20 protein-coding genes are annotated in these 22,644 nt (G+C 65.0%); 12 read left to right on the top strand and 8 right to left on the bottom strand.

What is annotated here, in order from left to right:
* Nucleotides 1-19: 19 nt before the first annotated feature.
* Nucleotides 20-1,012: an inositol 2-dehydrogenase gene (iolG, locus tag LCM4577_RS01985; RefSeq protein ID WP_071069320.1), complete on the top strand. Its 993-nt coding sequence runs from the start codon at nt 20-22 to the stop codon at nt 1,010-1,012.
* 13 nt (nt 1,013-1,025) lie between these two features.
* Here the strand turns inward: iolG and LCM4577_RS01980 are convergent, their stop codons facing one another.
* Complete coding sequence (locus tag LCM4577_RS01980; RefSeq protein WP_071069318.1) at nt 1,026-2,135, bottom strand: Gfo/Idh/MocA family protein; 1,110 nt, start codon at nt 2,133-2,135, stop codon at nt 1,026-1,028.
* A 158-nt stretch (nt 2,136-2,293) separates the two neighbouring features.
* Between LCM4577_RS01980 and LCM4577_RS01975 the strand changes: the two genes are divergently transcribed.
* From LCM4577_RS01975 to phnN, 9 genes are all read left to right on the top strand, one after another.
* Entirely contained in the window at nt 2,294-3,139 is an 846-nt protein-coding gene (locus tag LCM4577_RS01975; RefSeq protein ID WP_071069851.1) for a MurR/RpiR family transcriptional regulator, read from the top strand.
* A gap of 154 nt (nt 3,140-3,293) precedes the next feature.
* Nucleotides 3,294-5,228: a 5-dehydro-2-deoxygluconokinase gene (gene iolC / locus LCM4577_RS01970; protein ID WP_071069316.1), complete on the top strand. Its 1,935-nt coding sequence runs from the start codon at nt 3,294-3,296 to the stop codon at nt 5,226-5,228.
* 32 nt (nt 5,229-5,260) lie between these two features.
* Nucleotides 5,261-7,111 carry a 3D-(3,5/4)-trihydroxycyclohexane-1,2-dione acylhydrolase (decyclizing) gene (gene iolD, locus LCM4577_RS01965; protein WP_071069315.1) on the top strand — a complete coding sequence of 617 codons (1,851 nt, stop codon included), beginning with the start codon at nt 5,261-5,263 and terminating at the stop codon, nt 7,109-7,111.
* 150 nt (nt 7,112-7,261) lie between these two features.
* Nucleotides 7,262-8,176, top strand: a complete 915-nt coding sequence (iolE, locus tag LCM4577_RS01960) for a myo-inosose-2 dehydratase (RefSeq protein ID WP_071069313.1) — start codon at nt 7,262-7,264, stop codon at nt 8,174-8,176.
* 81 nt (nt 8,177-8,257) lie between these two features.
* Nucleotides 8,258-8,470 carry a hypothetical protein gene (locus LCM4577_RS01955; RefSeq protein ID WP_071036729.1) on the top strand — a complete coding sequence of 71 codons (213 nt, stop codon included), beginning with the start codon at nt 8,258-8,260 and terminating at the stop codon, nt 8,468-8,470.
* 382 nt (nt 8,471-8,852) lie between these two features.
* A complete protein-coding gene (iolB, locus tag LCM4577_RS01950; protein WP_071036730.1) occupies nt 8,853-9,665 on the top strand; it encodes a 5-deoxy-glucuronate isomerase in 813 nt (270 codons plus the stop codon).
* A gap of 234 nt (nt 9,666-9,899) precedes the next feature.
* On the top strand, nt 9,900-10,607 hold the full coding sequence (locus tag LCM4577_RS01945) for a DUF1045 domain-containing protein (RefSeq protein WP_071069312.1): 708 nt from the start codon (nt 9,900-9,902) through the stop codon (nt 10,605-10,607).
* A 127-nt stretch (nt 10,608-10,734) separates the two neighbouring features.
* Nucleotides 10,735-11,874, top strand: coding sequence for an alpha-D-ribose 1-methylphosphonate 5-triphosphate diphosphatase (locus LCM4577_RS01940; RefSeq protein ID WP_071069310.1), 1,140 nt, complete (start codon nt 10,735-10,737; stop codon nt 11,872-11,874).
* Nucleotides 11,871-12,497: a phosphonate metabolism protein/1,5-bisphosphokinase (PRPP-forming) PhnN gene (gene phnN, locus LCM4577_RS01935; RefSeq protein WP_071069308.1), complete on the top strand. Its 627-nt coding sequence runs from the start codon at nt 11,871-11,873 to the stop codon at nt 12,495-12,497. Before LCM4577_RS01940 ends, phnN begins: the two co-directional genes overlap by 4 nt.
* Nucleotides 12,498-12,694: 197 nt before the next feature.
* Here phnN and LCM4577_RS01930 read toward each other — a convergent pair whose 3' ends face one another.
* The 7 genes from LCM4577_RS01930 to LCM4577_RS01900 form a co-directional block, all read right to left on the bottom strand.
* Nucleotides 12,695-13,510: an ABC transporter ATP-binding protein gene (locus LCM4577_RS01930; RefSeq protein WP_071069306.1), complete on the bottom strand. Its 816-nt coding sequence runs from the start codon at nt 13,508-13,510 to the stop codon at nt 12,695-12,697.
* Complete coding sequence (locus LCM4577_RS01925) at nt 13,510-14,241, bottom strand: ABC transporter permease (RefSeq protein ID WP_040987088.1); 732 nt, start codon at nt 14,239-14,241, stop codon at nt 13,510-13,512. The genes LCM4577_RS01930 and LCM4577_RS01925 overlap by 1 nt, the downstream gene beginning before the upstream one ends.
* Nucleotides 14,242-14,250: 9 nt before the next feature.
* The gene (locus LCM4577_RS01920; protein WP_244508193.1) at nt 14,251-14,997 is read right to left on the bottom strand and encodes an ABC transporter permease; all 747 of its coding nucleotides are present in this window, start codon (nt 14,995-14,997) and stop codon (nt 14,251-14,253) included.
* A gap of 84 nt (nt 14,998-15,081) precedes the next feature.
* Nucleotides 15,082-15,924 (bottom strand): transporter substrate-binding domain-containing protein, encoded by an 843-nt coding sequence (locus LCM4577_RS01915; protein WP_040986931.1) that lies wholly within the window; start codon nt 15,922-15,924, stop codon nt 15,082-15,084.
* A 185-nt stretch (nt 15,925-16,109) separates the two neighbouring features.
* Nucleotides 16,110-17,105 (bottom strand): ABC transporter permease, encoded by a 996-nt coding sequence (locus LCM4577_RS01910; protein WP_071069304.1) that lies wholly within the window; start codon nt 17,103-17,105, stop codon nt 16,110-16,112.
* Nucleotides 17,102-18,667, bottom strand: a complete 1,566-nt coding sequence (locus LCM4577_RS01905; protein WP_071069302.1) for a sugar ABC transporter ATP-binding protein — start codon at nt 18,665-18,667, stop codon at nt 17,102-17,104. The genes LCM4577_RS01910 and LCM4577_RS01905 overlap by 4 nt, the downstream gene beginning before the upstream one ends.
* 121 nt (nt 18,668-18,788) lie before the next feature.
* Nucleotides 18,789-19,751, bottom strand: coding sequence for a sugar-binding protein (locus LCM4577_RS01900; RefSeq protein ID WP_040986924.1), 963 nt, complete (start codon nt 19,749-19,751; stop codon nt 18,789-18,791).
* Between the two features lie 615 nt (nt 19,752-20,366).
* Here LCM4577_RS01900 and LCM4577_RS01895 point away from each other — a divergent pair.
* Nucleotides 20,367-21,482, top strand: a complete 1,116-nt coding sequence (locus tag LCM4577_RS01895) for a LacI family DNA-binding transcriptional regulator (protein ID WP_071069300.1) — start codon at nt 20,367-20,369, stop codon at nt 21,480-21,482.
* 63 nt (nt 21,483-21,545) lie between these two features.
* On the top strand, nt 21,546-22,631 hold the full coding sequence (locus tag LCM4577_RS01890) for a nitronate monooxygenase family protein (RefSeq protein ID WP_071069299.1): 1,086 nt from the start codon (nt 21,546-21,548) through the stop codon (nt 22,629-22,631).
* Nucleotides 22,632-22,644: the final 13 nt, after the last annotated feature.

The following is a 22,644-nucleotide window of genomic DNA, read 5'->3' as shown; positions in this document are numbered from 1 at the left end:
CACTACAGAAGGTAGAAAAATGATCGACGCCGCATTGTTCGGCGCCGGGCTGATCGGCTCGGTGCATGCGAAAAATCTTGCCCGGCATCCGGGCGTGCGCCTGCGCTATGTCGTCGACCCGCGACAGGACGCCGCCGAGCGGATCGCCGCCGGAACCGGCGCGGAGATCGCCGACACCGCGACGGTGATGAACGACCCGTCGGTCAAGGCCGTGGTGATCGCGTCTGCCACCCGCACCCATGCCGACCTGATCATCGGGGCCGCGGCACAAGGCAAGGCGATCTTCTGCGAGAAGCCGATCGACCTCGACATCGCCCGCACCGATCAATGCCTGGCTGCGGTCGAGAAGGCCGGCGTGCCGCTGCAGATCGGCTTCAACCGGCGCTTCGATCCGTCCTTCGCCGCTGTGAGAAAGCGCATCGACGCCGGCGAGATCGGCGCGGTCGAGCAGGTGATCATCACCAGCCGCGACCCGGAACCGGAGACCGAGGAAGCGCTGGCCGGCGGCGGCGGCGTGTTCCGCGAGATGACCATCCACGATTTCGACATGGCGCGCTTCTTGTTGGGCGAGGAGCCGGTCGAGCTCTTTGCCACCGGCTCCTCGCTGGTCGAGCCCTATTACGCCAAGCTCGGCGACTACGACACGGCGATGTTCATCCTGCGCACCGCCTCAGGGAAGCAGTGCCACATCAACAACAGCGTGCGCGCCGTCTATGGCTACGACCAGCGCATCGAGGTGCATGGCGCGAAGGGCATGCTGCAGGCCGGCAACCGCACGCCGACTTCGGTCAGCCTCAGCGGCGAGAGCGGGATCGCGGCCGACCGGCCGCTCTATTTCTTCGTCGAGCGCTATGCAGACTCCTACGAGGCGGAGCTCGACCATTTCATCCAGTCGGTCGGCGCGGGACGGACGCCGGCCGTCGGCGCGGCGGACGGCCGCAAGGCGATGATCCTGTGCGAGGCCGCGCTTGCCTCCGCGAAGTCCGGCCGCTTCGAGCCAGTCCGGTTCTGAGGCGTTGCCTGGCCTATCTCACATCCACCCAGCGCTGCTCCTGGAAGGAACGCGCCATGGCGTGCACGGTGCGCTCGATCTCCAGTCCCTCGTCGAAGTCGATGATGCGGGCCGGCCTGCCGGCGATGCGCATCAGGAGCTCGCGGCATTCGATCATCTTGAGATCGTTGAAGCCCAGCCCATGGCCGGGCGCCGGCAGGAAGGAATCGTAGGGCTTGTGGTGCGGCGCGACCAGGACGGTGCGGTAGCCCTGTTCGGTCGGCCGGTCGGCGGTGAGGTAGAGTTGGAACTCGTTCATCCGCTCCTGGTCGTAGAGGATCGAGCCCTTCGAGCCGAAGATCTGGATGGCGATGCGGCCCTTGCGGCCCCAGGCCGAGCGGTTGACCAGCAGCGTGCCGGCAACGCCGTTCTCGAGATGCATCAAGACGCTGGCGATGTCATAGGTCTCGACCGCGCGGCGGGCGCCGGACGCGGTCTTGCGGTCGGCATAGGGCTTGGCCATGTCGCACATGACGCGGCTGACGCGGCCGAACAGCGCCTTGATCAGCGACAGCGGATGCACGGCGAAATCGTCGAGCGCGCCATAGCCGGACGTAGCCTCGTGCTTCCAGAAGAACAGCGCTTCCGGGTCGGCCATGAAGTCCTCGTCCATCTCGATGCGCACGAGGTTGACGTCACCGATGATCTTTTCCTCGAGCAACGCGCCGATGTGACGGATGGCGGGATTCTGGATGTAGTTGTAGCCGAGCCCAGCGACCTTGCCGGATTTCCTCGCCGCGGCCGCCATGGTCTCGGCCTCGGCAAAGCTCGGCGCCATCGGCTTCTCGCACCACAGATGCTTGCCGGCTTGGAGGATGGCGATCGCCATTTCCGGATGGAACTGATTGGGCGTGGTCAGCGAGACGACATCGACCTCCGGGTCGTCGACCACGGCGCGCCAGTCGCCGGAACCTTTCGCGAAGCCGAACTCGCCGGCCTTGCGCCGGGCCAACTCGTCATTCACCTCGCCCAGATGCACGAGTTTCGGCTTCTCGACATCGGGAAAGACGGTGCCCACCGCGTTCCAGGCGATGGCGTGGCACTTGCCCATGAAGCCCGTGCCGATGAGGCCCACTCCGACCATGTCGATTGTCTCCAAGATGAAGGAAATAACGGTGTGGATTGATTAGTCCATTTTGGTAAAGAATGGAACATACAAATCATTTTTTATGGTGTTCTTGCGCGAACTCGCTATGATGGGGCAGGAGAGGGACGAACCATATGGGCGTGGGCGGAGCGACGATGGACGAACGGGTGCCTCGCGATTTCGAAACGCTGCGCGCGACGATCCTGGACAGGCGCGCGAGCCTGCCCAAGCGCATCGCGCAGATCGCCGCCTATGCGCTCGACAACCCCGACGACATCGCTTTTGGGACGGCAGCGAGCATCGCGGCCTCGGCCGGCGTCCAGCCTTCGACGCTGATCCGCTTTGCCCAGCAACTCGGCTTCGACGGATTCACCAGCCTGCAGCAGGTTTTCCGCGAGCGGCTGCGCGAGCGCAATTCCTCCTATGACGAGCGGCTGGCGGCGTTGCGCGCCAAGGCCGAGGACGGTGGCGGCCACCGGGCGATCTTCGACGGCTTCGTCGCCGCCGCCAGCACCTCGCTGGGCGATATTTCGCGTTCGCTCAACGATGCGCATTTCGAAGAGGCAGTCAATTTGCTGGCGAAGGCCGAGACCATCTATGTGCTGGCCAAGCGCCGCTCCTATCCGGTCGCCTCCTACATCGCCTACGCGCTGGGCAAGCTCAAGATCCGCAACCAGCTGGTGGAATCGGCAGCCGGGCTCAACGCCGAGATGATCGGCTTCGCCACGCCGCGCGACGCCGTCATCGCCATCAGCTTCTCGCCTTACGCGCCCGCGACCATCGACGAGACGCGCTCGATCGCCGAACAGGGCGTGCCGATCGTGGCCGTCACCGACTCGTCCTTCTCGCCGCTGGCGCAATTCGCCAAGGTCTGGTTCGAGGTCGCCGAGGCCGATTTCGGCGGCTTCCGCTCGATTTCGGCAACCATGGCTTTGGCCATGGCGCTGACGGTCGCCGTCGGCGAGAAGCGCCGCGAAGCCGGCCGCCGGCGCAAGGGCTGAGGCCTCGGCGGCCAGCGCTTTTCAGCATGGGAATGCTCATTCCATATTGACTGTAGATTGGAATTAATATTTCATATTGACGACACCACGCCATCGCTGGCGCGCGCTGTCCAAACGACGCTGCTCTGCACAACAAGGCCGATGGGAGGTTCGAATGGGCGAAGCCGTGGAAGGGAAATACCCGCCGCTCGACGTCATCACCATCGGCCGTGCATCGGTCGATCTCTATGGCCAGCAGATCGGCTCGCGGCTGGAGGACATCGCCTCCTTCGCCAAGTCGGTCGGCGGTTGCCCGGCCAATATTTCCGTTGGCACGGCAAGGCTCGGCCTGCGCTCGGCGCTGCTGACCCGCGTCGGCGACGAGCAGATGGGCCGCTTCATCCGCGAGCAGCTTCGGCGCGAGGGCGTCTCGGTCGACGGCTTGAAGACCGACAAGGAGCGGCTGACGGCGCTGGTGCTGCTGTCGGTCGAGAGCGAAGGCGTCTCGCCGATGATTTTCTATCGCTCCGACTGCGCCGACATGGCGCTTGCCGAGGAGGACATCGACGAGGCTTTCATCGCTTCGGCCCGCTCGGTCGTCGTCACCGGCACGCATTTTTCCCGGCCGAATTCCGATGCCGCGCAGCGCAAGGCGATCCGCCTGATGAAGGCCCGGGGTGGCAAGGTTGTCTTCGACATCGACTACCGCCCGAACCTCTGGGGCCTTGCCGGTCATGCCGAAGGTTTCGAGCGCTACGTCAAGTCCGACCGCGTCTCGGCGCAGCTGAAGACGGTGCTGCCGGATTGCGATCTCATCGTCGGCACCGAAGAGGAAATCATGATCGCTTCCGGCGCCGACGAGTGCCTGAGCGCGCTGAAGACGATCCGCGCGCTGTCCTCGGCCACAATCGTGCTGAAGCGCGGCGCCAAGGGCTGCATCGTCTATGACGGGCCGATCAGCGACGACCTCGAGGACGGCATCGTCGGCAAAGGTTTCCCGATCGAGATCTACAATGTGCTGGGCGCCGGCGATGCCTTCATGTCGGGCTTCCTGCGCGGCTGGCTGGGCGGCGAAAGCTTTGCCACCGCCGCGACCTGGGCCAATGCCTGCGGCGCCTTCGCTGTGTCGCGCCTGCTCTGCGCGCCGGAATATCCGACTTTCGAGGAGCTGCAGTTCTTCCTGAAGCACGGCAGCAAGCATCTGGCGCTGCGTAAGGACGAAGCGATCAACCACATTCATTGGGCGACGACGCGCCGGCGCGACATTCCCTCGCTGATGGCTTTGGCCTGCGACCATCGCGTGCAGCTCGAGGACGTCGCGGCAAGAGTCGGCGCCGACGCCGCGCGCATCCCTGATTTCAAGGTGCTCACCGTGAAGGCGGCGGCAAAGGTCGCCGCCGGCCGCGACGGCTACGGCATGCTGATCGACGAGAAATACGGTCGCGACGCGATGTTCGAATTCGCCCGCCATCCCTTCGCCTGGCTCGGCCGCCCGGTCGAATTGCCGGGATCGCGGCCGCTGCGCTTCGAATTCTCGCAGGACATCGGCTCGCAGCTGACCGAATGGCCGGTCGACCATTGCATCAAATGCCTGTGCTTCTACCACCCGGACGACCCGGAAGCGCTCAAAGTCGAGCAGCAGCAGAAGCTGCGCGCGCTGTTCGAGGCGGCGCGGAAAGTCGGCCGGGAACTGCTGGTCGAGATCATTGCCGGCAAGCACGGCAAGCTCGACGACACCACCATTCCGCGCGCGCTGGAGGAACTCTACGCGCTGGGCATCAAGCCCGACTGGTGGAAGCTGGAGCCGCAGGCTTCTGCAGCCGCCTGGGCAAAGATCGAACAGGTGATCGTCAAGAACGACCCCTGGTGCCGGGGCGTCGTGCTGCTCGGGCTCGAAGCGCCGCAGGACGAGCTGGTCGCGGCGTTTGCCGCAACGAGCAATGCGCCGATCGTCAAGGGTTTCGCCGTCGGTCGCACCATCTTCATCAACGCCGCCGAACAATGGCTGGGAGGCCGGATGTCGGATGACGAGGCGGTCGCCGATATGGCCGCGCGCTTCGAGCAACTGACCGAGGCATGGCTTGCCGCACGCGGCCGCAAGGCAGCATAACAAGACCGCTGAAGGATCGCGGAGGAAACATCATGAGCAAGACAATTCGCCTGACGATGGCGCAGGCTGTGACCCGCTTCCTCAGCCGGCAAATGACCGAGATCGATGGCAGACGAGTGCCGATCTTCGGCGGCGTCTGGGCGATCTTCGGYCATGGCAATGTCGCAGGCATCGGCGAGGCGCTCTACCAGGTGCGCGACGAGTTGCCGACCTTCCGCGCCCATAACGAGCAGGCGATGGCGCATGCGGCAATCGCCTATGGCAAGGCGAATTTCCGCCGCCGCTTCATGGCCGCGACCTCTTCGATCGGCCCCGGCGCGCTCAACATGGTGACGGCGGCCGCGCTCGCGCATGTGAACCGGTTGCCCGTCCTGTTTCTGCCCGGCGATGTCTTCGCCAACCGCCTGCCCGACCCGGTGCTGCAGCAGGCCGAGGACTTTTCCGACGGCACGGCGAGCGTCAACGACTGCTTCCGCCCCGTGTCGCGCTATTTCGACCGCATCACGCGGCCGGAGCAGATCATCCCGGCGCTGAACCGCGCCATGCAGGTGCTGACCGATCCGGCCGAATGCGGCCCGGTCACGCTCTCGCTCTGCCAGGACGTGCAGGCCGAGGCCTATGATTATCCCGAAAGCCTGTTCGTCGAGCGCGTCTGGACGCCGCGCCGGTTGCGCCCGGACCGCAACGAGTTGGCGGCCGCCGTCGCGGCGCTGAAGGGCGCAAAGAAGCCGCTGGTGATCGCCGGCGGCGGAGTGCTTTATTCGCAGGCTTCCGGCGAGTTGGCGAAACTGGTGCAGGGCACGGGCATTCCGGTCTGCGAAACGCAGGGTGGCAAGTCCGCGCTGCCCGACGACCATCCGCTCAACATGGCGGCGGTCGGCGTCACCGGCACGTCGGCCGCCAACCGGCTGGCCGAGGAAGCCGATGTCGTGCTTGCCGTGGGAACCAGGCTGCAGGATTTCACCACCGGCTCCTGGGCGCTGTTCAAGAATGCCGGCCGCACCATCATCGGGCTGAACACGCAGGTCTTCGACGCCGGCAAGCATTGGGCTCTGCCGCTGGTCGCGGACGCGGCCGAAGGACTTGCCGAGCTGTCGGCCGCGCTAAAAGGCTGGAAGGCGCCGAGCGCCTGGACCGACAATGCGCTGAAGGGCAAGACGGAGTGGCAGGCGGBGGCCGCCAAGGTGACAGCCTCGACCAATGCGGCCCATCCGTCCGACGCGCAGGTGATCGGCGCCGTGCAGCGCGCCATGGGTTCCGGGGTCACCTTGCTGCATGCCGCGGGCGGTCTGCCCGGCGAATTGCATAAGCTCTGGCAGGCCGGCGCGCCGGGTTCCTACCATGCCGAATACGGCTTCTCGACGATGGGCTACGAGATCGCCGGCGGGCTCGGCGTGAAGATGGCGAAGCCCGACCAGGAGGTGGTCGTCATGGTCGGCGACGGCTCCTACCTCATGCTCAATTCCGAGATCGCCACATCGGTGATGCTTGGCCTGAAGCTCACCGTCGTGCTGCTCGACAATCGCGGCTATGGCTGCATCAACCGCCTGCAGATGGCGACCGGCGGCGCCAACTTCAACAATCTCTTGAAGGATGCCCGCCACGAGGTGCTGCCCGACGTCGACTTCGCCGCGCATGCTGCAAGCCTCGGCGCTGTCGCCGAGAAGGTGGCCTCGATCGCCGAGCTGGAAACGGCGCTGGCCAAGGCGAAGAAGAACGACAGGACGACCGTGCTGGTCATCGACACCGACCCGCTGGTTTCGACCGAAGCCGGCGGCCACTGGTGGGATGTGGCCGTGCCGGAAGTCTCGTCGCGGCCCCAGGTCAACGCCGCGCGCAAAGTCTACGAAGAAAAACGTCAAATGCAGAAGATCGGAGATTGAAGCTGACAGCGCAGATCCCCTACCTCCCCCTTGCGGGGAGGTCGGACCGAAGGTCCGGGTGGGGGTCGGCGCTGCCCCCTCCCCGCTGCTTTGCAGCGACCCTCCCCACAAAGGGGGAGGGTAGAAACGAACCGATATTGGAGTGACGACTTGAAAGCCAAACTGGGCATGTCCCCCATCGCGTGGTGGAACGACGATCTCGTGGAGCTCAGCGATGACGTGTCGCTGGAGGAATGTCTGCGCCAGTCGCGCTCGGCCGGCTTCACCGGCATGGAGATGGGCCGCCGCTTCCCCAACGACCCGAAGGTGATGCTGCCGATCCTGAAAGAGGCCGACGTGACGCTGTGCGGCGGCTGGTTCTCCGGCACGCTGGTCAACGAGGACCTGGCCCGGAACAAGGATCGCATCCAGCCGATGATCGAGCTGTTCAAGGCGGTCGACGCGCCCTGCATCGTCTATGGCGAGGTCGGCCGTTCCATCCAGGGCGACCGCTCCAAGCCTTTGGCCACCAAGCCGAAGCTTACCGGCGACGAGATGAAGGCCTATGGCCGGCGCGTCACCGAATTCGGCGAATGGTGCGCGGAGCAGGGCATGCCGCTTTCCTATCACCATCACATGGCGGCGGTGGTCGAGACCGAGCCGGAGCTCGACGCCTTCATGCGCCATTCCGGCGAAGGCATCCCGCTTTTGCTCGATGCCGGCCACCTCGCCTTCGCCGGCGGCGATGTGCTGCGCGCCATCGACAACCATCACAAGCGCATCAACCATGTCCATGTGAAGGACGTGCGCATGGGCGTGATCGACGGCCTCGATCGCTCGAAACAGTCCTTCCTCGATGCCGTGGCGCTCGGCGCCTTCACCGTGCCGGGCGACGGCTCGCTCGATTTCGCCGCCATCGTCCAGCGCTTCGCCGATCATGGCTATGAGGGCTGGTTCGTGGTCGAGGCCGAGCAGGATCCGAAGAAGAACCCGCCGCTCAAGATGGCCCAAGTCGGCCACAAGGAGCTGATGCGGGTGATGACGGCCGCCGGCTACACGGTGGAGACACAAGGGTTTCCGGCGTAAACGGTGGATTCGTCATGAATGATGGATTAGTCGGGGCGCGCGGTTTATCCGTTGCGCTTTGGCAAATCCTGGATTGGCGCGATGAAAGACTATGAGCACCCCTTCTTCCGGCCGCTGTGGCGGCGCATCGCCGTCGTCGCGGTCTGCCTGATCTGGTCGGCGATCGAGTTCGCCTCCGGCACGCCGTTCTGGGGCGTCATCGCGCTCGGCTTCGCCGGATATGCCGTGTGGCAGTTTTTCTATCTCTACAAGCCGGTCGAGGAGGGGAAGCCTCCGGCCGAGCCGAAGGAATGAATCGGTCGATGGTGCAACGGTCCTTACCTTGCGGATGTTGCCTGCGCAGAGGATCGCAAGCGTCGGCGGTTGGCCGGAACGCCCCTCGCCTCGTCATCCTAGGGCGGAGCAAGGAGCTCAGCGACGCAGCGCAGACCCTAGGATCCATGCCATGACTTTGAAGCGTTGCGACGGTGCAGAATTCTGCGCTGCTGGCATTCCACGTCGGAGGTAACGGCATGGATCCTAGGGTCTCCGCGACGGAGCTTCGCTCCTGCTTCGCCCTAGGATGACGAAGTTTGGAGGCCACGGCCAATCGCGAAGGTTCGCGCCGGACTCCTCAGCTGATGGAATCTCTGGGTCGCCAGCCCGCCAGAGCGAATAGGGATAGGAGAGACAAAAAATGTCGAAACTGCTCGTCAAGGCCGACAAAGGCCACGGCCACGTCGCTCACGTCACGCCGCAAAGCGCCGGCTGGACCTATGTCGGTTTCGATCTGCATCGGCTGAAGGCGGGCGAGACGGCGTCTGGCAAGACGGTCGACCGCGAGGTCTGCCTGGTCTTCGTCACCGGCAAGGGCAAGGCCTCGGCCGGGGGCAAGGATCTCGGCCTGCTTGGCGAGCGCATGTCGCCCTTCGAGGGCAAGCCCTGGTCGGTCTATGTGCCGGAGGGCGCCGACTGGACGGTGACAGCCGACACCGAGCTGGAGCTCGCCGTCTGCTCGGCACCCGGCCTTGGTGGTGGCCTGCCGGTGCGCGTCATCGGGCCTGACGATCTCGGCCAGGAAGTGCGCGGCAAGGGCACCAACACCCGATACGTGACCAACATCCTGCCCGAGGGCAAGCCGGCGGATTCGCTGCTGGTGGTCGAGGTCATCACGCCCGGCGGCCACACGTCGAGCTATCCGCCACACAAGCACGACCAGGACAATCTGCCGGCCGAATCCTATCTCGAGGAGACCTATTACCACCGCCTCAACCCGCCGCAGGGCTTTGCCTTCCAGCGCGTCTACACCGATGCCGACCGCAATGGCGTGCGCGAGCTGGACGAAGCGATGGCGATCGAGGACGGCGATGTCGTGCTGGTGCCGAAGGGCTATCACCCCTGCGCGGCCTGCCACGGCTACGACCTTTATTACCTCAACGTCATGGCCGGGCCGAAGCGGACATGGAAATTCCACAACGCGGCCGAGCACGAGTGGCTGATGAAGGCCTGATCGGCGGATTGGTCCAGTCCGGGAAAATCGTCGGCTAACGAGCTTGCGGCTGGACTTGCCTTCGAAAACCCATGAAAGCTTCGTCAATCCGTCATGGAAATCACCTATGGCAGCGGGTCTGATGCATGTCGCCGCGAGCGCCCTGGCGTTTTTGGACCCACGACTTGCCAAGACAATGACTTGAAGCGCGTCGCATGATCCTTTGGGGCGCAGCGCGCTTGACGAGGAACGCCGATGCGCTACGCCATCTACTACACACCGGGACAGGATGAGCCACTGGCGCGCATTGCCGCCAACTGGCTGGGCCGCGACCCGTTCGGCGCGGCGACGCGGCCGGTGGAGGCCGTGGGCGATCTGTCGGCCGCGGAAGTCGCCTTCCACACCGCCTCCGCCAGGCGCTACGGGTTCCACGCGACGCTGAAGGCGCCGTTCCGGCTGGCGCCGAACGAGACGGAAGCCTCGCTGCGCGCCGCGCTCGACGCTTTCGCCGAGGCGACGCCGCCGGTCGTCATCCCGCGTCTGGTCGTCGGGCAGATCGATGGCTTCTTCGCGCTGGTGCCGGAGACGCAGTTCGCGCCGCTCAACGAATTCGCCGGCGAGGTGGTGCGCGCCTTCGATCCGTTCCGGGCACCGCTGACCGAGGCCGAGATCGAACGCCGCAGCCCCGATGCGCTGAAGCCGGACGAGTTCCGCAACCTCTGCCAATGGGGTTATCCTTACGTCTTCGACACATTCCGCTTCCACATGACGCTGTCGGGGCGGGTCGGGCCGCAGGAAAGTCCACGTCTTCGCGCGGCGATCGACGGCCTGTTCGCCGATGTGCTGCGGCAGCCGGTGCCGGTGGATGCACTGACCTTGTTCGTCGAAAGCGAGCCTGGTGCCCCGTTCATGGTGCTTTCGCACCACGCGCTTGGCCGTGGCCAAGCCCGCAAGACCGCCTAGGGCGGATCAGCGGAACGCTGAACCGCCCTATCTTTAGTTTTTACGCAATTCCGGACGGAAAACCGCAAAGCACTTTTCCTGGAATTGCTCTGATGATTGCCGACCGCTCGAGATAGGACCGCCTGAGATGACCGCCGAAACCGTTCTCACCAATGCCCGCATCGTGCTGCCTGACGAAATCGTCGAGGGCTCGCTTCTGTTACGCGACGGCCTGATTGCCGCCGTCGAGCCGGGTGCCGCCCGCGCCGGCGAGGATATGGGCGGCGACTACATCATCCCGGGCCTCGTCGAGCTGCACACCGACCACCTCGAAGGCCACTACGCGCCGCGCCCGAAAGTGCGCTGGAACCCCATCGCCGCCGTGCTTGCCCATGACGCGCAGGTGGCGACCGCCGGCATCACCACCGTGCTCGATGCCTTGCGGGTCGGCATGGACGAGGACGCCGACCTGAAATCCGACGACGTCCGCAAGCTGGCCGACGCGATCGAGGACAGCGTGCGCCAGGATCGGCTGAGAGCCGACCATTTCATCCATTTGCGCTGCGAGGTTTCAGCGCCGGATTGCCTCGAGGCCTTCGCCAATTTCGAGACTGACGAGCGGGTGAAGCTCGCCTCGCTGATGGACCATGCGCCCGGACAGCGCCAGTTCGTCAACCTCGAAACCTATGCCTATTACTACCAGCGCAAGCTGAAGTTGACGGACCGCGACTTCCAAAAGTTCTGCGAGAAGCGGATGGCGGAATCGGCCCGCAATTCCGGCCCGAACCKGGTCTTCATCTCGGCCGCCTGCCGCGAGCGCGGCATCGTGCTGGCGAGCCACGACGACGCGACCGCCGGCCATGTCGACGAAGCGATCGAGCAGGGCGTGCGCGTCGCCGAGTTCCCGACGACGGAAGAGGCGGCCAAGGCGTCCAAGGCGGCGGGGCTRGGCGTGCTGATGGGCGCGCCGAACGTCATGCGCGGCGCCTCGCATTCCGGCAATGTCTCGGCGCGCACGCTTGCCGCCGATGGCCTGCTCGACATCCTGTCGTCCGACTACATCCCCTTTAGCCTGATCCAGTCGGCCTTCTTCCTCGGCGATGTCGTGGAAGGCATCACGCTGCCGCGGGCGGTCGCCATGGTGTCGAAGAACCCGGCCGAGGCGGTCGGCCTTACCGACCGCGGCGTCATCGAGCCCGGCCGCCGCGCCGACCTGGTGCGCGTGCGCGTCGACGACCATGTGCCGGTCGTGCGCACCGTGTGGCGCCAGGGCCGCCGGGTCGCATGATGGTTTCGGCCCTCATCGAGCGCGAGCTGGCCGAGAGCCTGCCGATCCGCAACGGCGTCTTCGTCGCGGTGGTCGGCCCGAGCGGCGCCGGCAAGGACACGGTGATCGGCTACGCCAAGCAGCGTTTTGCCGGCGAGACGCGGCTGGAATTCGTGCGCCGCGTCATCACCAGGCCGAGCGATTCGGCAAGCGAGGATCACGACACGCTGGCGGATGCCGCCTTTGCCGAAGCGGAGGCGGACGGCGCCTTCTCGCTGTGCTGGGACGCGCACGGCCTGCGCTACGGCCTGCCGGCCGATGTCGACTGGGCCGTGGCCAACGGCCATGTGGCGGTCGCCAACGTGTCGCGCGCGGTCATCCCGGCGCTGCGCGAACGCTACGCCAACCTGGCCGTGGTCGAGATCACCGCCACGCCGGAGATCCTCGCCGAGCGGCTGGCCGCGCGCGGCCGCGAATCGCGCGGCGAGGTGCTCGCCCGCCTGGCGCGCAGCACCAGCGTCAAGTTGACGGGACCGGACGTGACCTCGATCGACAACAGCGGCGACAAGCACGCCGCCGGCGAACGCTTCGCCGAGGTGCTGCGCAAGGCGATGGCGTTCTCCGACCTGTCGGACATGATTTAAGCGCCTTCCCCTTCTCCCCTTGCGGGAGAAGGTGGCCGCGAAGCGGCCGGATGAGGGGTGCTGGAAGGAATGAAGCGCTGGCGGTTGGACACAACGGTGCTGCCAGGCGAATGCCACCGCCAAGCTGGAGCACCCCTCATCCGTCTCGGCGGTACGCGCCGATCCACCTTCTCCCACAAGGGGAGAAGGAGAGGCACTCACTTGTTGAAGTTGGCGATGAACTGCTTGAACTGCGGCGTCGGCGGCCTGGCGAACATTTCCTTCGGTTCGCCGACCGAATCCACCTCGCCCTTGTGCAGGAACATCACCTTGCTCGACACGTCGCGGGCGAAGCCCATTTCGTGGGTAACGACCAGCATGGTGCGCCCTTCCTCGGCGAGCGAGCGCATGACGCGCAGCACCTCGCCGACCAGTTCCGGATCGAGCGCGGAGGTCGGCTCGTCGAACAGCATCACCTTGGGATTCATCGCCAGGGCGCGGGCGATCGCGGCGCGCTGCTGCTGGCCGCCCGACATATGCGGCGGATAGTAGTTGCGGCGTTCCCATATGCCGACGCGCTTCAGCAACGCCTCGGCCTGCTCCAGGCACTCCGCGCGCGGGCGCTTGAGCACATGCGTCGGCGCGGCGACGAGGTTTTCGAGCACCGTCATGTGCGACCACAGATTGAAGCTCTGGAAAACCATGGCGAGGTTGGCGCGGATCCGCTCCACCTGGCGGATGTCGGCCGGCATCTGATGGCCGTCGCGGCTTTGCTTCATCTTGATGAGCTCGCCGTCGACCCGCACCTCCCCGGAATCCGGGGTCTCCAGGAGATTGATACAGCGCAGCATCGTACTCTTGCCGGAGCCCGAGGAGCCGAGGATCGAAATGACGTCGCCCTTGTGCGCTTCGAGCGAAATGCCCTTGAGCACCTCGTGATCGCCGAAGCACTTGCGCAGGTCCTTGACGCTGATGGCGGGCGTCTCGCCGGAGGACGGTGCCTCTTTGGCGGCAGCGGCGGTATTTGCCGACATCACAACACCTCCGGGATGGGTTTGACCAGCTGGCTCTGCTCGGGCGGCGGGCGCAGATGCGGCGAAAGCCGGTATTCGACCCAGGCGAACAGCCGCGCGATCGACAGGTTGAGCAGCAGGTAGATCACCCCGGCGCAGGTCAGCACCTCGATCGGCCGGAACGTGTCGTGCTGGATCTTCTGCGCCGTTCCCATCATCTCCATGATGGTGACGACGGAGGCGAGCGCGGTCGCCTTGGTCATCAGGATGATTTCAGTCGAATAGGCCGGCAACGCCAGACGCAGCGCGATCGGCAGCGTGACGAGGCGGAAGCGGGTGAAAGCCGACATGCCGAACGCCTTGGCCGCCTCGATCTGGCCGACGGGCACCGCCCGCAGCGCGCCGCGGAAAATCTCGCTCTCATAGGCGGCCGTGTTCAAGGCCATGGCGACGATCGTGCAATACATCGGATCGCGCAGAATCGGCCACAGGATCGGGCTGTGGCGGACGAAATCGAACTGGGAGAGCCCGAAATAGATCAGATAGAGCTGCACCAGGAGCGGCGAGCCGCGGAAGACGAAGACATAGGCGCGGGTGAAATATTCGCCCAATTTGTAGCCGGAGGCCCGCAGCCAGGTCAGGCCGGTGGCGATGACGAGGCCGAAGGCGATGCCGAAGAACCAGATCTCGAGCGTCAGCGGCAGCGCCTTGAGCACGCTCCACATGGTCGAAAGGTAGAAGTCGAAATCCACCGCCACCTCTCACTTCGGCCGCGTGAAACTGCGCGAGGTGTAACGCTCGGCCCTGTCGAAGATCGGCGTCGAGACCGAGGTCATCACCAAATAAAGGATGCCGGCGAGCGTGTAGAAAAGCAGCGAATGATGCGTCGAGCGCGCCGCCTTGTTGGCGGTGAGCATCAGTTCGGCGACGCCCGTGACCGAGATCAGCGCCGAATCCTTGATGGTCAATTGCCAGACATTGCCCAGCCCCGGCACCGCGAGGCGCAGGACCTGCGGCATGATCACGAGGCGAAAGCGCAGCCAGGCCGACATGCCGTAGGCGCGGGCCGCTTCCAGCTCGCCGCGGTGGATCGCCAGGAACGAGCCGCGAAAAACCTCGGCCTGGTAGGCGCCGGAAATGATGCCGACCGCAAGCACGCCGCCGAGGAAGCTCGGCATGTTCAAGATGTCGGTCGAGCCGATCGATCCGGTCGACCTCGCCACGCCGGTCAGCACCTGCGTGCCGCCATAGTAGAACAGGTAGATGATCAGAAGTTCCGGTTCGCCGCGGAAGACCGTGGTGTAGCTCTCGCCGATGAACTTCAGCCCGCCACGATGCGAAAGCTTGGCCGCCGCCACCAAGGACCCCAGTATCGCGCCGATCAGCATCGAGACGACGGTGACGGCGAGCGTCCAGCCAATGCCCCAGAGCAGTTGCACGCCCCAGCCGGCGGCCAACAGCTCATAGGCCGTCGACACCTGGTCCTTGAGATCGTTGAGAAACTCCACTTACGGCTCCTGCGGGCGCCGAGATAGGCATCGACGGTTGTTCAATGCAAAACGGGAGCAGCCTTGGCTGCTCCCGTTGCGACATCACTTGGTAATGTCGATCTTGAACCACTGCAGGGAGTATTTCGACACCGAGCCGTCGTCGAGCGCCGCCTTGAGCGCCTTGTTGTAGATGTCCTGCAGATCCTTGTCGGTCTTGCGGAAAGCCGCGCCGATGCCCGGTCCGAGGATCGGACCACCCTTGAATTGCGGTCCGACGAATTCCAGGTCCTTGGCATCGGGCTTGGCCAGCGTGCCGAGGAAGTAGGTGGTGTCGGCGAAGGCCACGTCGATACGGCCCGCCATCAGGTCGAGATCGTGCTCGTCGGTGGTCTTGTATTCATGGACGTTGGCGACATCCTTGAGATACTTGTCGGCGAAGGTCGCCTCCGTGGTCGAAACCTGCAGGCCGAGATTCTTGCCGGTGAGCTCCTTGCGCAGCGTATCGAGCGCCGCCTTGGATTCGGCGTCGTCCTTCGACAGGTCGATCATCTTGCCTTTGTTGGACAGGTTGGCCAGCGGGCCGTTCTTGTCCGCAAGGAAAGCTACCGGCGAAGAGGCATAGGGGATCGAGAAGTCGATCGTCTTCATGCGCTCCTCGGTGATCGACATGCCGTCCATGACGATGTCGAACTTGCCCGCGGTGAGGCCGGGAATGACGCCGTCCCAGTCCTGCGCGACGATGTTACATTCGAGCTTGGCGCGGGCGCAGACGTCGTTCAGGATGTCCACCTCGAAGCCGACGATCTTGCCGCTGGCGTCCGTCTGGTTCCAGGGGGCGTAGGAGCCCTCCATGGCGACGGTGACGGTCTTCCAATCCTTGGCCATTGCCGGGGTCGAGCAAGTCAACGCCAGCGCTGCGAGCGCGATCCAACGTGATGATGTCACAGTAGTGTCTCCCGTATTTTGTTCTTGGAACCCTCTGATACCAATTGCTTAGCCCAGCCCCAATTCTGCGACAAGGGCAGTTTTCCGCTTCACGCGTTGTTGCAATCCGCTCGTGAATCCAAACGCGCCTCGCGGCTTCCACCGCGAGCATCGGCTCAATCAGGGCCGCGGGCCAAACGGCGGGACTACTCCGCGGGCGCGCCCGCAACGTTCTGGCGCGTTGCTTCCATCATCCGGCGCCGGGCGCGGAAGACGCCCCATTGCTGGTCGACCAGCACGCCGATCAGGATCACGCCGCCCATCACCGCGAAGTTGAGCGATGAGGGAATGCCGAGCAGGTTGACGAGGTTCTGCAGCTCCTGCAGCAGCACGGTGCCGAGGACGACGCCGACCAGCGAGCCCTCGCCGCCGCGTAGCGAGAAGCCGCCGAGCACCGCCGCGGCGATGGCATAGAGCTCGTAGAACTGGCCGTGGCTGGCCGGCGAGATCGAGCGCGTGTACATGGCGAAGTAGATCGCCGACAGCGCCGTCAGCACGCCGCAGATGACATAGGCCGCGATGATGATCCGGCCGGTGCGGATGCCGGAATATTTCGCCGCTTCCTCGTTCTTGCCGATGGCGTAGAGATAGCGGCCGAACACCGAGCGATGCASCACCACCCACATGACGATGGCGATGACGATCAGCGCGATGAAGGAGTTCGGCAAGCCGCCCGACCGGCCGGCGGTCAGGAATTCGAGCGTCGGGAAATTCTGCCCGAAGGCGAAGCCCGCCGTGCCGTCGGCGGTGTAGAAACGCGCCACCCCGCGATAGATGAGCAGGCCGCACAGCGTCACCACGAAGGGCTGCAGTTTCAGCCGCGTGATCAGCCAGCCATGCACGAAGCCGATGACGGCGCCAAGCGCGATGATCACCACGAAGGCCAGCGGCCAGTCCAGCTCGCGCACCGCGATGAAATCGATGAACAGCGTGCCGAGCAAGGCGATCAGCGAACCGACCGACAATTCAATGCCGCCAGTGATGATGACGAAGGCCTGGCCGATCGACAGGATGCCGAACAGCGCGACGAGGTTGGACGTGTTGGCGAGGTTGATCGCCGACAGGAAGCGCGGATTGATGGCGGTCACCACCGCGCCGACGACCAGGATCAGGATCAGCAGGCCGAGATCCTTCTTGCTCATTCAACTCCTCCCGCCGCTTGCAGCAATTTCGGCTTCTTGCCGACCGCCAGCAAGAGCACGTTCTCCTGGCTGAAATCGTCTTTGTCGAGGATGCCGGAGATCTGCCCCTCATGCATGACCGCGATGCGGTCCGACACGCCGATCACCTCTTCCATGTCGCTGGAGATCATCAGCACGGCGACGCCGGCATCGGCCAGCGCCCGCATCAGCCCGTAGATCTCGGCCTTGGCGCCGATGTCGATGCCGCGCGTCGGCTCGTCCAGGATCATCACCTTGGGGTTCATCGCCAGCCATTTGGCCAGAACCACCTTCTGCTGGTTGCCGCCCGACAGCGTGCCGGTGCGGGTCAAGACCGACGGCGCCTTGATGCCGAGGTTCTTCTTCTGCTTTTCCGCCGTCGCCAGCTCGGCGCCGGTGGAGACCAGCGAGCGCCTGGCATGCGCCGGCAGGTTGGGCAGCGTAATGTTCTGCGCGATCGAGAGATCGAGCAATATGCCGGTGAGCTTGCGATCCTCCGGCACGAGGAAGATGCCGTTCGCCACCGCGTCGGCGGCCGAACCGACATCGAGCGGCTTGCCGTCGAGCGTGACGCTGCCGGCCAACCGCTCGTCGACGCCGAACAGCACGCGCGCCAGCTCCGTGCGGCCGGAGCCTACCAGGCCGGCGAGGCCGAGGATCTCCGCGCGCCTCAATTCGAGGCTGACCGGCCTGTCCGGATAGGTGCTGGTGCGGATCGCGTCGGCCGACAGCGCGACGCCGCCCGGCGCGCGGGCGGCTTCGCCGGCCTTCTCGCGCTCCTTCAGCATGCGGCCAATCATCAGCCTGACCATCTCGTCGTGGTTGATCTCAACCTTCGCCAGCGTGCCGGCCAACGTGCCGTCGCGCAGCACCACGACACGGTCGGCAACGCGCTCGATCTCATGCAGCCGGTGCGAGATGAAGATGACGCTGATGCCTTCGGCCTTCAGCCCCTTGATGACGTCGAGCAGCTTTTCGGTCTCGGCGATCGGCAGGCTGGAGGTCGGCTCGTCAAGGATGACAAGGCGAGCCTTGATCGACAGCGCCTTGGCGATCTCGACCATCTGCTGCTGGGCGAGCGACAGCGACGCCACCGGAGCGTCGGCCGAGAAATTGGCGCCAACGCGCTTCAGAAGCGGCGCCACCATGTCGCGCAGCCTGGCGCGGTCGACCAGCTTCAGCGGACCGGCGCGAAGCGACTCGCGGCCGAAGAAGATGTTGGCGGCGACATCGAGGTTTTCGAAGAGGTTCAGTTCCTGATGCACGAAGGCGATGCCGGAGCCGATGCTCTGCTCGACGGTCAGCCCTTCATGCGCCGCGCCATCGACGGTGATGGTGCCGCTGTCCGGCCGCGTCACGCCGCCGAGGATCTTCATCAGCGTCGATTTGCCGGCGCCGTTTTCGCCGACAAGGCCGATGACCTCGCCGGGCCGGACCTCCATCGAGAACCGGTCCAGCGCGACAACGCCCGGATAGGTCTTGCGCACGGCCTCCAGGCTCAGGAACGGAGCGGTGATCGGTTGAGTGGTGTCGGTAGAGGTCATCGCGCCTAAGTTTACCGCACGGGGCAACAGCCGGTGGCCACAGACTGACGGGCCTTGGCCGGCCCGTCAATACGAACGCCGGCTCAAGGCAAACCCTTGAGCCGGCGCAACCGTGCCGGGCTTACTTGCCCGCCATCGCCTTGAGGTTGGCGGCGTAGGCGTCGACGTCATCCTTGCCGATGATCTTGGTCGGGATGATGATCAGGTTGTTGGCCGGGATGCCCGACTTGTCGCCCTTGAGGTAGGCAGCCATCAGCTTCATGCCCTGATAGGCCCATTCGAACGGCTGCTGCACCACGGTGGCGGCGACGGTGCCTTCTTTGACGCCGCCCAGCGTGATCGGATCGTCGTCGAAGCCGACGACGGTGATCTGGCCGAGCTTGCCGGCGTCGCGCAGCGCTTCATAGATGCGCGGCGTGTTGTAGGAGTAGAAGCCGACCATGCAGGTGATGTCGGGGCTGGCGACCAGCGCGTCCTCGACATTCTTCTTGGCGCGCGCCTGGTCGATATCGTCGCCGCGCACGTCGACCAGCTCGATCTTGCTGCCGGCGAGCCCGTCCTTCATGCCCTGGATGCGCTCCTTGGCGTTGTCGGCGCCGAGCAGGCCGACGAAGCCCAGGCATTTGCCGCCGTTGGGCATCGCCTTCTTGGCGATCTCGGCGGCCTGCTTGCCGGCATCGACGTTGGATGAGCCGATATAGGCGACGCGCTTGGTCTGGGGCGCATCGGAGTCGGTGGTGAACAGCGCGGTTTCCGACGCGATCTTGTTCAGCCCGTCGGTCGAGGTCTTGGGATCGACGGCCGAGACCATGATGCCCTTGACGCCTGCCGTCACCAGATCGTCCATCAGTCGCTGCTGGATGGCGACCGAGGATTGCTCCGGATATTTGAGCTCGAGATTGTAGTCGGGCAATTCGGCCTGCGCCTTCTTCACGCCGGCTTCCGCCGCCTTCCAGAAGTCTGACGCGCCGTTGACGACAAAAGCCAGCGTCGGCTTGTCGTCCGCGCGGGTAACCGCCGTGGCCGCAAGCCCGATGAGCAGGGCCGCCGCGGCGACAGATGCATTACGGATCATGGATTTCATAGTTCAACCTCCCTTGTAGAACTTGCCTTGTAGAACTCGTCGCCGATGTCTCGGCTGCGGCCCGGACAACCCTCCTCCTCAAGGGTGCGGCGCAAAGGTCCGCCGACTTAAGAACGGTGCCGATCCGGCCGCGGTCGAGACACTAGACACTCATGTGGCGTTCGTAAATAGTCCGATTTGTCTGACATTTTCGTGAGAATGGACCCGAGCCCAGACCGGCAATGGCGCCGGTTTTCATGCAAGCGTCCCTCGCACTTGTYGCCCCCGAACGGAGACGACGAGTTGACACTAGAACGCTAACGGCTATTAGTAAAGAGTATTAGTTATGAGGCGAGGACGCGTATTTTCGAAGCGGAGGAGACGCTGGTCGAAGGGTACGCCGGGAGTGAGGAGAACGAGCGCGGCAGAGCCTGTAGCCGTGCCGAAGATACAGGAATTGTCAGCATTGTTGACCTTGTCTGACTGGTTTCGTCGCGAAGCGTCGTAGCCGGTGATTTGCATGTTATGCTTGCTAATATATATTAGTCGACGCCATCTCGATAAACGCGCCGACCTCGACCATCTTGCCGTTGCCGCCGCCTTTGCTTTAGAGCCGGCTGGGTTTGGGAAACGACCATGAGCGAACCGACGGAACTCAGCGAACCTCCCGGGACTTCCAGGCGCCGCAAGCCGGCCGCCAAGCCCAAGGGGCGCATCACCATGACCGACATCGCGCGCGCCGCCGGCTGCTCGCAGGCGACGGTCTCGTTCGTGCTCAACAATTCGCCGGGTATCAGGCTGTCGCAGCAGACCCGCGACCGGGTCATCGAGGCAGCTCGAGCGCTGGGCTATTCGCCGCCGGTCTTTTCGGCGCTCAGGCCGCCGGTGACGCCGTTCGAAGGCCTGGACGGCATCATCGGCTTCGCAGTCGACCAGCTCGCCACCAGCCCCGAGGCGGTGGTCGCCATCGAGGGCGCGCGACAGGCTTCGTGGAACGCCGGCAATGTGCTCCTGGTGGCGCAGACCATGGGCGACGCGGTGATGGAACCGCGGGCGATTTCAGCGCTGACGAGGCGCGGCATCTCGGCGCTGATCTACATGACCATCTTCACCCGCGAGATCGCCGCGCCGGACTTCCTCTACAGCCTCGACATCCCTGTCATCCTGCTCAACTGTTACACCGCCGACTATGCCTTCCCGGCCGTGGTTCCCTCCGAGATCGCCGGCGGCCAGAGCGCGACGAGGCATCTGATCGCCCACGGCCATCGCCGCATCGCCACGATCACCGGCGAACCGTGGATGCAGGCCGCGCAGGATCGGCTGAAAGGCTATCGCCGTGCCTTGGCCACCGCCGACATCCCGTTCGATCCGGAGCTGGTGGTCGAGGGCGACTGGTCGGCCAGCGCCGGCTATGCCGCGACGGTCAAGCTGCTCGGGCTCGAGGAGCGACCCACCGCGATCTTCTGCCAGAACGACCRCACCGCGATCGGCTGCTACGAGGCGCTGAAGGAGGCCGGCCTGCATATCCCGCAGGACATTTCCGTGGTGGGCTATGACGACGAAGAGATCGCCCGCCATCTCTTCCCGCCGCTGACGACGTCGATCCTGCCGCATCTGGCGATGGGCCAATGGGCGATCGAGCAATTAGAGACGCCGCCGACGCCCGGCCGCGGCCGCTATCCCATCACCAAGCTGGAATGCCCGCTGGTGGAGCGGGAGAGCGTGGGGAATGTGCCGGCACAATTGCGGTGACCCTGCCCTGAGACAGGATTATGATGGGTGGGCGTGTGTTCCTTTGCGATAGGAAAAACGCTCATGTGGCCGAACCGCCGTTTATGCGATCTCTTGAAGATCGAGCATCCGATCATCCAAGCTCCGATGGCCGGCTCGGCGACGCCGCAGCTCGCCGCAGCGGTAAGCAATGCCGGTGGGCTCGGGTCGCTCGGCTGCGCATCGATGCTGCCGGATGGCCTGCGCAACGTGGCGCGCCAGATGCGCGCCTCGACCGAGCGGCCCTTCAACCTCAGTTTCTTTGTTTTTCCCAGACCCAATACCAGCGACGCCGTGCTGACCGGGGTCATCGACAGGTTGCGGCCCTACTACGAGGAGCTGTCACTCGACGAACCCTCGCGGAAGCTCCCGCCGATCGGACCGGGTTTCGACGACGAAAAGCTTGAACTGCTGCTGGAGATCCGCCCGCCGGTCGTGAGCTTTCATTTCGGCATTCCAGATGCGGCTGACGTCGGCAGGCTGAAGCGAGCCGGGATCGCGATCATCGGCACCGCGACGAATGTCGCCGAGGYGCGCAAGCTCGTCGACGGCGGGGCCGATGCAGTCATCGCCCAGGGCTGGGAGGCGGGCGGCCACCGGGGCTCGCATGCCCCCAATGGTCCCGGCGACGGCGTCGGCGCGATGGCGCTGGTCCCCCAGGTCGTCGATGCCGTCAAGCTCCCGGTCATTGCCGCGGGAGGCATCGCAGACGGCCGCGGCATAGCGGCGGCTTTCGCGCTTGGCGCCAGCGGCGTGCAGATCGGCACCGGCTTTTTGTCCTGCGACGAAGCCGGCACGGACGCACCGCGCCGCGCCCTGATGCGCGCCGCGAGCGACATGGACACTATGGTCACCGACGCCTTTACCGGCCGCGCGGCGCGGGCGAGACGCACCCGCTATGCCCTGGAGATGGAGGAGAGCAGGACGCCCCTTCCGGACTTCCCGCAAATGGTCGCGCTCAGCGCTCCGCTCGGTGACGCCGGGGCAAAGGGAGATTTCGCCTTTCATCTCTATGGCCAGGCGGCAGCGCTGAACCGGGAGCTTCCTGCGGGCGAATTGATGCGGACGCTCGTGGCCGAAACAAGTGACGTGTTCGAAGCGCTCTCGGCCGGCAAAGGGATGCCTGCCTGAGCGAAGCCTCCGG

This window comes from Mesorhizobium sp. LCM 4577 (assembly GCF_001854795.2).
GTDB lineage: Bacteria > Pseudomonadota > Alphaproteobacteria > Rhizobiales > Rhizobiaceae > Mesorhizobium > Mesorhizobium plurifarium.
This window is presented reverse-complemented; position numbering and strand designations above follow the sequence as displayed.